We start from the raw sequence: 12406 nt of genomic DNA, 5'->3' as shown, positions 1-12406 counted from the left end.
TCATTCGCTGTCACAGACAGATTGTGACTCAACTATCCGGTGAAGGCCGATCAGGCTCGACCGCCATCATGGGACCGGCCGCGCGCACGTATTCTGGGGGACATGTCTTCGGCCATCCCTTTGAACGTCGGAATCGCCCGCTCGGCGGGCGCCGGAACCGCCGATGCCGACGGTGGTAAGCGTGTGCTGCTAGCCGAGCCGCGCGGATACTGCGCGGGCGTCGACCGCGCGGTGGAAACGGTGGAGAAGGCGCTGGAGAAGCACGGTGCGCCGATCTACGTGCGCAAGGAGATCGTGCACAACAGGCACGTGGTGGAGACGCTGCGCGACCGCGGTGTCGTCTTCGTCGACGAGACCGACGAGGTGCCGAACGGCGCGGTCGTGGTGTTCTCCGCGCACGGCGTCTCCCCGGCCGTGCACGAGGCCGCCGCGGCCCGCGATCTGCACACCATCGACGCCACCTGCCCGCTGGTCACCAAGGTGCACCAGGAGGCCAAGCGGTTCGCGCGCGACGATTTCGACATCCTGCTGATCGGCCACGAGGGCCACGAGGAGGTCGAGGGCACCGCGGGCGAGGCGCCCGATCACGTCCAGCTGGTCGACGGGCCGGACGCCGTCGACCGCGTCACCGTGCGCGACGAGAACAAGGTCATCTGGCTCTCGCAGACCACACTGAGCGTCGACGAGACGATGGAGACGGTGCAGCGGCTGCGCGAACGCTTCCCCGCGCTGCAGGACCCGCCCAGCGACGACATCTGCTACGCCACCCAGAACCGCCAGGTCGCGGTGAAGGCGATGGCGCCGGAATGCGATCTGGTCATCGTGGTCGGCTCGCGCAACTCCTCGAACTCGGTGCGGCTGGTCGAGGTGGCGCTCGGCGCGGGCGCGCGGGCCTCGCACCTGGTCGACTTCGCCCGCGAGGTGGACCCGGCCTGGCTGGAAGGCGTGCGCACGGTCGGCATCACCTCCGGCGCGTCGGTGCCGGAAATTCTGGTGCGCGGTGTGCTGGACATGCTCGCCGAACACGGCTACGCCGACGTGCAGCCCGTGACCACCGCCAACGAGACGCTGGTCTTCTCGCTGCCGAGGGAACTGCGCACCACTCGGCGCTGAACAAAATCGACCGCCGAACGCTGAGCGATCGGTCGCCGAGCTTCGAACTCGCGCCGAGCTTCGAACTCGCTCAGAGGCTTTCCGGCTTGCGCCGCTGGGTGCTGCTCGAATCGCGTTCGCGGTAGCGCACATTCGGCTGCGGATGCGGCGGCACCTCGGCCCGGCCGCGGGCGCCGCGCTGGGGTTCGGCCTCCGGGCGCGACACCGCCGACGGACGCTGGCCGCGCCCGGCCGGTCTGCCATCGCGGCCTCGGCCGTTCGCGCCGACCCGGGGCGGGGCGTCGGCGACGGCATTGGACGGACGGCGACCGGGGCGAGGCGGTTCGTATTTGTCGGTCACCGGGTCCTCCTCCACCTCCTGCTGTGGTCGCCGCAAGCGGCGGCGGGCAGGCTCGGCGGGCTCGTCCTCGTCTCGACGCTTCACGGCGCTGCGCCCCCAACTCGAACCGCGGCGAGCCTCCTTCGAGCGTTCCGTGGCCGACTCGCGCCTGACCATCATGATGCGCGCGCCGCCGATGGCCAGCACCAGCGCGGTGGCGAGAATCATCGTCGGGAACCGGTTCACCAGGGGGATGGCCAGGTTCAGCAGGATGTCCTTGAGTCCGGTGGAGATCCGGCCGGTCAGTTGCTGATAGGCCAGCGGAACCGCGAGGAAGAGCAACAGCGGCGGCAACACCATCGTGGTGAAGATCCCGCGGAACCGCACAGTGAGCACCGCGGCGACACAGCCGGCGATATACAGCGCGGCGAAGCTGGCGGTGAGCTCGGCGCTGTCGCCGACGGCATCGATCAGGAAGCCCAGCAACGTGCACGCGACCGCGATCAGGACTGCTCCCCAGGCCGGGACTCCCGGCACCGAAGGCAGGACCGAACGTTGCGGCGCGGGCACCCGGGATCGCACACGTTGGGTAGCAGCCACGCCATGAACACTAACTGCCGCACCGTTCGGTCGGGTTACGGCGGGGCCGTTGCTCCGTTAACTGGCGTCCCGTCGGCATGCCGCGCACGGCCGGAGCGATACGTCTAATCGTCGGCGTCGGCGAACGCCACGGCGCGGGGGCGGGAGTCCACCCGCTGGATCGCGGGCGCCTCCTGTTCGGCTATCTCCAGCTCGTGCAGTTTGCGCGCGGTGACCATGACCCGCGATTCCACCGAAGCGACCGCGTAATTGAAAGCGTCCACCGCCTTGCCGAGTCGGTCGCCGAGCCGGTCCAGGTGCCTGCCGGTCATGCCGAGCCGCGCCGACAGCTCCCTGCCCAGTTGCTGAACCGTCGCCATATCGCGGGACACGGCCTCCTGCCGCCACCCGAAGGCCACCGTGCGCAGCAATGCGATCAGCGTCGTCGGGGTGGCGAGGATCACGTTGCGGCCGAACGCATACTCCAGCAGTCCCGAATCCGTGGTGAGCGCGGCGTCCAGGAACGGGTCGCCGGGCACGAACAGCACGACGAACTCCGGCGCGGGATCGAAGGCTGCCCAGTACGCCTTGTCGGCCAGCTGGTCGACGTGCGCCCGCAGGTGTTTGGCGTGCCGCACCAGCAGCTCGGCGCGCGCGTCCGGGTCCTCGGCCGTGCTGGCGTCGAGGTACGCGGTGAACGGCACCTTGGCGTCGACCACGATGTGCCGCTCCCCGGCCAGATGCACGACCAGATCCGGCCGCACCGAACCGGTGCGGTCCAGCCCGCCGTCCCTGCGCACCGCTTTGCTCACCTGCGTGGAGAAGTCGCAGTGCTTGGTCATCCCGGCGAGTTCCACCACGCGCTCCAACTGGATCTCGCCCCAGCGCCCGCGCACCTGCGGCGCCCGCAGGGCCGCGACCAGCTGACCGGTCTGGCTGGACAGCTGATGTGACGTGCGCTGCATGGTCGCCACCTGCTCGCGCAGGCCCGAGTAGGCGTTGATGCGATGGTGTTCGACCTGCTGGATGTGCTGCTCGAGCGCGCCGACCGCCGTGCGCAGCGGTTCCACCATGGCGCCGACGGCGTGCGAATGCCTGCGCGCCGCATCCTCGTTCGCGGCGTGCAGCGACTGCCGCAGCAAACGCTCGTTGTCGGTGGCGGCCGCCAGCCTCGCCTCCGCGACGGCCGCCCGCTGCCCGGCCCGCGCGGTATGCCCCAACCAGCCCACTCCGAATCCAGCGGCGAACACCAGCAGCAGCGCGACGAGCATCGGTGCGGTCATAGCGCAGATGGTGCCGCATGCCACCGACATCCGAGCAACCAGGCAGCGCATATTCGGTGTCGTCAGCCGGTTGGGCACCGAATCACACTTCACGGCCGCACTTTCCCAACCATGTCGGGGGCGAGCCTGCCGAGCCCGTTCGCGGCCGTCTCGCGTCCGGGCGGTCGAAGCGCATGCGACGCAGTCGCGAGTCTCGGCCGCACGGACGCGAGACATAGGGGGCCGCGAACACGCCGCGCCGCAGGCGCGGCAAATTGAACACTGTCGGTGGATGGCTCTACGGTTTCTGCCCATGCGGATGCTGCACACCTCGGACTGGCACATCGGGCGCACCTTTCACGGCGTCGATCTGCTTGCCGACCAGGCACGTTCGCTGGCCGCCATCGCCGAACTGGTGGCGGCCGAGTCGGTGGACGTGGTGGTGGTGCCAGGCGACGTCTACGACCGGTCGATTCCGAGCGCGGACGCGATCGCGGTCTGCAACCGGGGTTTCGAGGCGATTCGCGACGCGGGCGCGGTGATCGTCGCGACCTCGGGCAATCACGATTCGCCCGCGCGGCTCGGCGCGGGCGCGAGTTTCGCGGCGGCGGGCGGGCTGTACCTGCGCACCACCGTCGCCGACGCCGATCGGCCGGTCCTGCTGACCGACGAGCACGGCGAAGTGGCCTGCTACGGCATCCCTTATCTGGAGCCGGAGATCACCCGCGCCGAACTCGGTGTCCCGCAGGCGCGTTCGCACGCGGAGATCCTGGCGGCGGCGATGAGCCGGATTCGCGCCGATCTCGCGGCACGGCCAGGCGCGCGCGCCGTGGTGCTCGCGCACGCGTTCGTCGTCGGCGGCGAGGCGACCGGTTCGGAGCGGTCCATCTCGGTCGGCGGGGTGGAGACGGTGCCGCTCGCGGAGTTCGACGGCATCGACTACGTGGCGCTCGGCCACCTGCATTCGCCGCAGACGCTGTCCGGGTCGGTGCGCTACTCGGGCTCGCCGCTGCCGTACTCGTTCGCCGAGAGCTCGCATCGCAAGGCCGTGTGGCTCGTCGACCTCGACGCCGGCGGCCTGTCCGCCGTGCAGCGGCGCGACCTGCCGGTGGTGCGCGGGCTGAGCCGCCTCACCGGGACCCTGGACGAACTGCTCGCGGACCCGGCGCACGACGCGGCCGTCGACGATTACGTCTCCGCGACCCTCGTCGATCAGGCCCGTCCGATCGACGCGCTGCGCAAGTTGCGCGAGCGCTTCCCGCACGCCGTGCACGTGGAATGGGTACGCCCCGACGGCAACCCGGAGCTGCGTTACCGTGAGCGGGTGCACGGCCGCCGCGACACCGAAGTAGCGCAGAGCTTCCTCACCGACGTGCGCGGTGTGCCGAGCGAGGGGGAGATGACGTGGATCGAGCGTGCGCTGGCCGCCGCCGTCGCCGAACCCGAGCGGGTGTCCACGGTGCCTGCCGAGCTGCCGTTGTCCGGCGAGCTGAGCGCATGATCGCGTGTAGTGAACGGCGCGTGACCGCACTGAGCGTGCGGCCTGGGACTGCGCTAAGCGGATGGCGCGGGGCCGTGCCGAACGAATTGCGCACGGCTGTGCTGCTTGAATGGCGCGTGACTGCACTGAGCGTGCGGCCTGGGACTGCGCTAAGCGGATGGCGCGGAGCCGTGCCGAACGAATTGCGCACGGCTGTGCCGCCTGAATGGCGCGTGACCGCACTGAGCGGTTGGCGTGGGGCCGTGTCGAGCGGTTGGCGTGGGACCGTGTCGAGGGAAGGGGACGGCGCCGCGCTGAACGAACGGCCCGCGGCTGTCCTGATTGGACGGCGCGCGGTGCCGATCGACGGGCGCGCCGGTGCGTGGCGGGTTCCGCGCGAGGCCGCCGCATGAGACTGCATCGGCTGGAGATGACCGCGTTCGGCCCGTTCGCCGACACCACGGTCGTCGACTTCGACGCGCTCGGGGCGGACGGTCTGTTCCTGTTGCACGGGCAGACCGGCGCGGGCAAGACGACGGTGCTGGACGCGATCGCCTTCGCCCTCTACGGCCGGGTGCCCGGCGCGCGCGGCGAAAGCAAGCGCCTGCATTCGGATCACGCGCCGGAACAGACGCCCCCGCAGGTCGTGCTGGAGGCGACGCTCGGCGGGCGACGATTGCGGCTCACCAGGATTCCGGAGTTCGAGCGGCCCAAGCTGCGCGGCACCGGCATGCGCACCGACCCGCCCAAGGCCACGCTGACCTGGCTGGACGGGCGCGGCGAGAACCTCTCCCGCATCCCCGACATCGGTGACGAGATCATCCGCCTGCTCGGCATGAGCGCCGATCAGTTCTTCCAGGTGGTGCTGCTGCCCCAGGGCGATTTCGCGCGTTTCCTGAGGGCCGACAACGAGGATCGCGAGAAGCTGCTCGAAAAGCTCTTCGACACCGAACGTTTCGGCACCGCCGAGCACTGGCTCGCCGACAAGCGCCGCGCTTCGGCGGCCGAACTGGAATCCCGCAGGCAGGGCATCGAACGGCTGATCGCGCAGATCCGCGGCGCCGCGGGCCTGAGCGTGACGGAGTCGGTCGGCGTGTTGGAGGCGGTGAGCTGGTCGCAGGATCTGCTCGCGACCGCGCGCACCGACCTGGTCGAGACGACCGCGGAAGCCGAACGCTGCCAACAGGCTTCGTCCGAGCTGCGAAAATTCGCCGACGAACAGCGGCGGCTCGCGGAACTGCGGCGCAGGATGATCGCCGCCCGAGGTCAGCTCGACGACTACGCCGCGAGCGCCGAGCATCGCGCCGCGCTGCGCGAGGAACTGGAGGCCGCTCAGCGGGCCCAGCCGGTCGCCGAGGCCATCGACGAGGCGCGGGCCGCGGTCATGACCTCGCGCCGTCGGGAGAGCGAGGCGGCTACGGTCGCGGCGCGATCGGCGGCCGCGCTGCTCGATCCCGCCGCGGCCGATCTCGATGGTGCGACTCTGGTCGCGTCGGAAAGTCCTGGTGCGGAAGCAGATTCGGGTGCGGATCGATCGGGTCCGACGATTCGCGAGGACGCCGATCTCGACGCCGTCGTTCGTCGCTGGAGCGCCCAGATCGGCGCGCTCGACGAGGTGCGGGCCGATGCCACCGCTGCCGACCGGCTGCGGCGGGAAATCGACGAGCTGCGTACCGAATCCGCGGCGCTGACCGAACGGACGGCCGAGCTGATCGGGCGGCGCGAGCGCCTGCCCGCGACGATCGCCGCGGCCGAGGCCAGGGTCCGTGAGGCGACCGAGGCCGCCGCCACGCTGCCTTCGCTGACCGCCGAGTGCGAACGACTCCAGGCCGCGGCCACCGCAGCCGTCGAATTGGCGGGTCGCAGAACTGATCTGGACCGCACGCGGATCGAATTCGAGACCGCGCGGACCGTCCACAACGACGCCAAGGAGCGCGTGCTCGACCTCCGCGAGCGTCGCCTGGCCGGCATGGCCGCCGAACTGGCTGGTCAGCTGGTCGACGGGGAACCGTGCGCGGTATGCGGCGCGGCGGAGCACCCGGCGCCCGCCGAGCCCGCGCCGAGCGCGGTCTCCAAGGAAGCCGAGGACGCGGCGGTGGCCGCCGAGCGCACCGCCGAGGGGAGCCGCGACCGAGTTCACTCCCGAATCATCGGTCTGGAAAAGGAGATCGAGGCGCTGACCGCACGCGGCGGCGACGCCGACCACGTCGAGCTCGCGGCCGCCTTGCGCTCGGCGACCCACCGCTACGAGGACGCCGCCGAACTCGCCGCACTGGCCGACCGGTCGACCGCCGAACTCTCCCGGCTGCGCACCGAGGAAACCCGCATGCACGACGATCTGCGCGCGGCCGAGACGGGCGCGGGCACCGTCGCCACCCGCATCGCCGCGTCGGTCGCCCGCCTCGCGGAACTCACCGAACGCCTGCGCGCCGCCGCGGGTTCCGACGACACCATCGACCGCCGCCGCGCCCGGCTGAACGGAATGGTCACCGACGCCACCGCGCTGCGCGCCGCACGCACCGCGGCGGCCACCGCGCGCGAGCACGTCACCGCGATCGCGGATCGCGTCGAAAGCCTGGCCCGCGCAGCCGGATTCGTTCCCGAAGAGCAGCTCGGCGCCGATACCGCCCGCGACGACGTCGCGCTGCTCACCGCTTTCGCCCGCGTCGTCAACGCGGCCTCACGAACCCCGCAGCGGCAGCAGGAGATCGACGCGGAACTCGTCGCCGCCGAGCACGCCCGCGCGCACGCCGAGAAGGTGCTCGCCGAACCCGAGATCCAGGCCGCCGCCACCGCCGAACCCGGCGATCTCGCCGAGCTGGAGCGCGGGCTCGCCGACGCGCAGGTCGAGCTGAACGCGGCCGTCGCCGCGCAGGCCGAGGCGGGGCGGCGGGTGCAGTTGCTCGAGGAACTCGGCGGCCAGCTGTGGACCGAGGTGGACCGGATCGCGCCGCTACAGCGCACCCACGAAGAGCTGGCCGGACTCGCCGATGTGGTTGCGGGACGCGGCGAGAACAACCGGCGCATGTCGCTGCGCTCCTACGTGCTCGCCGCTCGCCTCGAGGAGGTGGCCCTCGCCGGTTCGGTGCGACTACGCCGAATGTCCGGTGGCCGTTACGAATTCGTGCACTCCGACAAGGCAGGTCCGCGCGGCAGGCGCGGCGGCCTCGGCCTCGACATTCGTGACGACTACACCGGCGCCGTGCGTCCCGCCAAGACGCTCTCCGGCGGAGAGACCTTCATGGCGTCCCTCTCGCTGGCGCTCGGACTGGCCGACACCGTCGCCGCCGAATCCGGTGGCCTCGTCCTGGACACCCTCTTCATCGACGAGGGTTTCGGCGGTTTGGACCCCGACACCCTCGACGCCGTCATGGGCGTCCTCGACGAACTCCGCGCGGGCGGCCGCGTCGTCGGCCTCGTCAGCCACGTCGACGAAATGCGCCAGCGCATCCCCAGCCGCCTGCACGTCCTGCGCGGCCGCACCGGCTCCCGCCTGGAGACCACCGTCGCCTGACGGAACATCCGGACGAGTGCTGCCCTCGACCGCGCATGGCCGGAGGCGGAGGTGCGGCTACCGACGAAGTTCGTCGGGATGAGTGACCGGATGGACGTCGATCAGGCTGCCCTGCTACGGAATTACTACAGCGTTACTACAGGGTCTTTCCTGCGTGTGATGTCTTCGTCGATGCGTCGCTGTCGGACGCCGCGTTCCGCGTCCTCAGCAAAGCGAGAGTGAGCAGCACACCAAGCGTGGCCAAGCCTGCGGCGGTGGCGAATGCCGCGGTGAGCCCGGTGCGGTAGGCGGTGTCCGGTGGCGTGGTGGCGCGGGCGGTGATCAGGTCGGCGAGCAGGAGCAGGGCGGTGACGCCGAGGCCGGAGCCGACACGCTGGGCGGTGTTGACGATGCCTGCGGCGATCCCGGTATCGGCGGTGTCGACCGAGGTCACGGCGGGCGCGGTGACGCCGACGAAGGCGGCGGGGAGGCCGATGCCGAGCAGGATCGCGCCGGGGAGGATGTCGATCGGGTAGTCGGCGTGCGCCGGGAGGCGGGCGAACCACCCCATGGCGAGGGCTTGGAGGCCGAGGCCGAGCGCCAGCACGCGCGCCGCGCCGAGGCGATCCATGAGGTAGGGGATGAGGGTGCGGGAAGCGAGGATGTTGACCGCCGCGACCGGGAGCACCGCCAGACCCGAGCGGGTCGGGCTGTAGTCCTGGCTGTTCTGTAGATACAGCGCCAGCAGTGCGAAAGTGGGCACGTGTGCGGCGCCGACCAGGGCGTTCACCACCGCCGAGCCGCTCACCTGGCGAATCGTGAAGAGCCGCAGCGGCATCAGCGGGTGCGGGCTGCGCGCTTCGACGACCACGAAGCCAGCGAGCAGCGCCATCCCGAGAACGAGAAGACCGGCCGCGATCGCACGGGTGCCGGGGGAGCCGAGCGCGCCGATCGCGTAGCCGATGAGCAGCAACGCCGTGGTTCCGGTGATCGCGCCGGGGATGTCGAGTCTGCGCAGCCCTTCGGCGGGACGCGCGGTGTCGGGCGGCAGCAGCCGGGTGCCTGCGAGGGCGACGAGCCCGACGGGCACGTTGACCAGGAAGATCGACGGCCAGCCGAACGCGTCGGTGAGCGGCCCGCCCACCGCGGTGCCGATCGCCGCGCCCGCCGCGCCCATCGCGCTCCACACCCCGAAGGCTCGGTTCCTGGCCGCCTGCGCGGTGAAACTCGCGGTGAGCAGGGCCAATTGGGCCGGAATCAACACCGCGGCCCCGACGCCCTGGAGGGCGCGCGCCGCGATCAGCAGCGCGGCGGAGTCGGCGAAGCCCGCCAGCGCCGACGCGGCGGTGAACACGACCAACCCGCCGGTGAATACCCGGCGCGGTCCGATCAGGTCGGCGGCTCGCCCGCCCAGGAGCATGAACCCGCCGAACGCCAGCAGGTAGGCGTTGGTGACCCACCCGAGCCCGGCCTCGCCGAGCCCGAGGTCGGCGCCTATGGCGGGTAACGCCACGTTCAGCACGGTGGTGTCGAGAAAGACCACCAGTTCCACGACGGTGATCAGCAGCAGGACCAGCCGGTCCCTGCGGTCGAAGACTCTCTCGGCCATGAGCCGTCCTCTCATTAGAGTTTTACTCTAGTGAGATTGTCATTAGAGTTGAACTCTAGTCAAGGCGCGCCCTTCGGTGAGCGGCTCCGGAAACGAGAACGCGCCGGTCACCCCAGCGGGCGACCGGCGCGTGCGAGCCGGGTGAAACCTCACGCCTCGTGATCGAGCAACCACCTTTTGACGTCCAGCCCCCAGCGGAACCCGCCGAGCGCCCCGCCGATCCGCAGCACCCGGTGGCACGGCACGAACAGCGCCGCCGCATTGCGCGCGCACGCGTTGGCCGCGGCGCGGGTCGCCTCCGGCCGTCCGGAGATGGCGGCGAACTCGGTGTAGGTCACCGGATCGCCCGCGGGGACCTTCCGCAGCACGTCCCAGGCGTGCATGAGGAACTCCCCCGACCGCTGACGCACCGGAACATCGTCGATGGTGTGCACGTCGCCGCGGTGATAGGCGAGGATGGCCTCCGATACGGCGCCCAGCGAATCCCGTTGCCGCAGTTGGCCGGGACGCAGCGCCGGGTGGATCAGCAGGCGCAGGTTCTCCGCGTCGGCGGTCCAGCCGGAGGCCAGCACCGCGCCCTCGCCGTCGGTGATCGCGGTGAACGGGCCGATGGGTGTGTCGACGATGCCGAAGTCGGCGGCGCGGGTCGATTCGATGCTCATGGTGTGCTCGCTTTCGATGGTGCGGCAGGTGGGTCAGTCGGTCTTGCGTGCCGAGCGGGCCGGTCGCTTGGGTGCGGCGGCGCGTCTGCTCAGCGCGGTCTTCCACAGGTGCATGGACAGATAGGAGCGCCAAGGCGCCCAGCGTGCGGTGTCGCTCAGGTCGATGCCGAGCAGGTCGGCGCCCTGCCGGACGACCAAGTCCGTGTCGAGCAAGATATCGGGATCGGCCAGCAGCCGCATGGTCACGTAGTCAGCGGTCCATGGCCCGACGCCGTCCAGTGCCAGCAGATCCCGGCGCAGTTCGGCCGCGGTGCGACCGGCATGCAGTTGCAGATCACCCGCCGCCAGAGCGGCGGCCGCGCCGACGATCGAGCGGATGCGCCGCGACGGACCGGTCAGCACCTCGGCGCCCCGCTCGGCGATGACGTCCGGGGTCGGGAACAGTCGCCGCGCCGGCCCTTCGACCTGATCGCCGAGCGCCTCCACCAACCGGGCGGTGTGGGTGGCCGCGGCCGACACCGAGATCTGCTGTCCGATCATGGTGCGCAACAACAGTTCCGGGCCGTCCAGGCAACCGGGCACCCGAATGCCGGGGGTGAACACCACCCGGTCCGCGCCGGCGCGCGACGTGCCCGTGCCGACGGTGGCTGGCGCGCTGCCCACATCGGGCAGGGTGGCTGTCCGCACCCGCCGCGCGTCCTCGGCATCGAAGGCGTCCACCGGGCGGCCCGCGGACCCGCGCCTCGTCGACGTCGCGCTTCCCCGCCTCGTCGACGTCGCGCCTTCCCGCAGCGCCGCCGTCGCGTCCGCGCCGAGCACCTCGTCGATGCCGACGGGGTCGGCGTCCAGATCGAGCAGGTGACGCACCCGTGCGACGGTCGGCGCGAGATCACGCATGTCGTGCAGCGCCAGTTCCGCGCGCACGTGATCGCCGCGAATGCTCAGCCGCGCCGTCGAGTGCCCGTGCGGCGTGCGCAGGTTCCTGGTGTAGACCTGGTCTTCCCAGAGCTCCATGCCGGGCACCACGTGCGCGGAGAGGAACCACTCCAGCCAGGCGCGGTCCAGCGGCTCCCGGAACGGAAGGCGAAGCGAGAGTGTGCCGTTCGCCGTCGGCGTGGTCTGCCCGGGGTCCTTGCGAACGCGCTGTGCCTCGGTGCGCATGGTGGTCGGGCTGACCGCGAACACCTCGCGCACCGTGTCGTTGAACTGGCGGATGCTGGCGAAACCCGCGGCGAACGCGATATCCGACATCGGCATCGCGGTGGTCTGGATGAGCAGCCGCGCGGTGTGCGCGCGGTGCGCCCTGGCCAGCGCCAGCGGCCCGGCCCCGAGTTCGGTGGTGAGCACCCGGGTGAGCTGGCGCTGGGAGTATCCGAGGGTGGCGGCCAGCGCGGGTACCCCGCCTCGTTCGATGACGCCGTCGCCGATCAGCCGCATGGCCCTGGCGGCCAGATCGGCCCGGGTGTTCCACAGCGGCGAGCCGGGCGCAGCGTCCGGCAGGCAACGGCGGCATGCCCGGTACCCCTCGTGCTGCGCCGCGGCCGCCGTCGGCAGGAAGCTGACATTCGCCCGCTTCGGCGTGATCGCCGGACACGAAGGGCGGCAATAGATTCCGGTGGTACGCACCGCCGTGAAGAACTGACCGTCGAAGCGCGAGTCGCGCGTCGACACCGCCCGATAGCACTGCTCGAAATCCAACGCCGTGATCGTCACGCAATCCACAATGTCAGCTCTCGCCGCACCGTGCTAGCGGAAAACAGACACCATCGCCGAGGCGGCGCGGACCGCCCACGCGCTGCACAGGCGCGGTGGCGCAGGCTCGCCGGACGGGCGGCGGAAACGCCCCGGTCGGCGGGAAACGTCATCGCGTCGAGAAGCCTGTGTGCGGC

Annotated in this window: 8 protein-coding genes; 3 read left to right on the top strand and 5 right to left on the bottom strand. The window is 71.1% G+C overall.

Features of this window, described 5'->3' with window-relative positions; translation table 11 throughout:
- Nucleotides 1-102: 102 nt before the first annotated feature.
- Entirely contained in the window at nucleotides 103-1113 is a 1011-nt protein-coding gene (locus tag AC3ERS_RS06840) for a 4-hydroxy-3-methylbut-2-enyl diphosphate reductase (RefSeq protein ID WP_431964630.1), read from the top strand.
- A 70-nt stretch (nucleotides 1114-1183) separates the two neighbouring features.
- On the opposite strand, the gene AC3ERS_RS06835 is transcribed toward AC3ERS_RS06840, so the two are convergent.
- Complete coding sequence (locus tag AC3ERS_RS06835) at nucleotides 1184-2032, bottom strand: DUF6542 domain-containing protein (RefSeq protein ID WP_431964628.1); 849 nt, start codon at nucleotides 2030-2032, stop codon at nucleotides 1184-1186.
- Between the two features lie 104 nt (nucleotides 2033-2136).
- Nucleotides 2137-3294, bottom strand: coding sequence for a DNA recombination protein RmuC (locus AC3ERS_RS06830; protein WP_431964626.1), 1158 nt, complete (start codon nucleotides 3292-3294; stop codon nucleotides 2137-2139).
- Nucleotides 3295-3586: 292 nt separating this feature from the next.
- On the opposite strand from AC3ERS_RS06830, the gene AC3ERS_RS06825 reads away from it, so the two are divergent.
- Both AC3ERS_RS06825 and AC3ERS_RS06820 read left to right on the top strand, forming a co-directional pair.
- Nucleotides 3587-4774, top strand: a complete 1188-nt coding sequence (locus AC3ERS_RS06825; protein WP_431965369.1) for an exonuclease SbcCD subunit D — start codon at nucleotides 3587-3589, stop codon at nucleotides 4772-4774.
- Between the two features lie 388 nt (nucleotides 4775-5162).
- Nucleotides 5163-8267 carry an AAA family ATPase gene (locus tag AC3ERS_RS06820; protein ID WP_431964624.1) on the top strand — a complete coding sequence of 1035 codons (3105 nt, stop codon included), beginning with the start codon at nucleotides 5163-5165 and terminating at the stop codon, nucleotides 8265-8267.
- A gap of 136 nt (nucleotides 8268-8403) precedes the next feature.
- On the opposite strand, the gene AC3ERS_RS06815 is transcribed toward AC3ERS_RS06820, so the two are convergent.
- The 3 genes from AC3ERS_RS06815 to AC3ERS_RS06805 all read right to left on the bottom strand — a co-directional run bounded on the left by AC3ERS_RS06815 (nucleotide 8404) and on the right by AC3ERS_RS06805 (nucleotide 12239).
- Entirely contained in the window at nucleotides 8404-9855 is a 1452-nt protein-coding gene (locus tag AC3ERS_RS06815) for an MFS transporter (protein ID WP_431964622.1), read from the bottom strand.
- A gap of 149 nt (nucleotides 9856-10004) precedes the next feature.
- Nucleotides 10005-10517 carry a methylated-DNA--[protein]-cysteine S-methyltransferase gene (locus tag AC3ERS_RS06810; RefSeq protein ID WP_431964620.1) on the bottom strand — a complete coding sequence of 171 codons (513 nt, stop codon included), beginning with the start codon at nucleotides 10515-10517 and terminating at the stop codon, nucleotides 10005-10007.
- A gap of 33 nt (nucleotides 10518-10550) precedes the next feature.
- Complete coding sequence (locus AC3ERS_RS06805) at nucleotides 10551-12239, bottom strand: DNA-3-methyladenine glycosylase 2 family protein (protein ID WP_431964618.1); 1689 nt, start codon at nucleotides 12237-12239, stop codon at nucleotides 10551-10553.
- Nucleotides 12240-12406: the final 167 nt, after the last annotated feature.

It is taken from the genome of Nocardia sp. bgisy134, assembly GCF_057708325.1.
Note: the sequence above shows the minus strand (reverse complement) of the source record. Positions and strands in the feature narration are given on the sequence as shown.

Coding starts and splice junctions, on each gene's coding strand:
- AC3ERS_RS06815 (WP_431964622.1), bottom strand. CDS start 9,855: ATGGCCGAGAGAGTCTTCGACCGCAGGGACCGGCTGGTCCTGCTGCTG.
- AC3ERS_RS06840 (WP_431964630.1), top strand. CDS start 103: ATGTCTTCGGCCATCCCTTTGAACGTCGGAATCGCCCGCTCGGCGGGC.
- AC3ERS_RS06820 (WP_431964624.1), top strand. CDS start 5,163: ATGAGACTGCATCGGCTGGAGATGACCGCGTTCGGCCCGTTCGCCGAC.
- AC3ERS_RS06825 (WP_431965369.1), top strand. CDS start 3,587: ATGCGGATGCTGCACACCTCGGACTGGCACATCGGGCGCACCTTTCAC.
- AC3ERS_RS06810 (WP_431964620.1), bottom strand. CDS start 10,517: ATGAGCATCGAATCGACCCGCGCCGCCGACTTCGGCATCGTCGACACA.
- AC3ERS_RS06830 (WP_431964626.1), bottom strand. CDS start 3,294: ATGACCGCACCGATGCTCGTCGCGCTGCTGCTGGTGTTCGCCGCTGGA.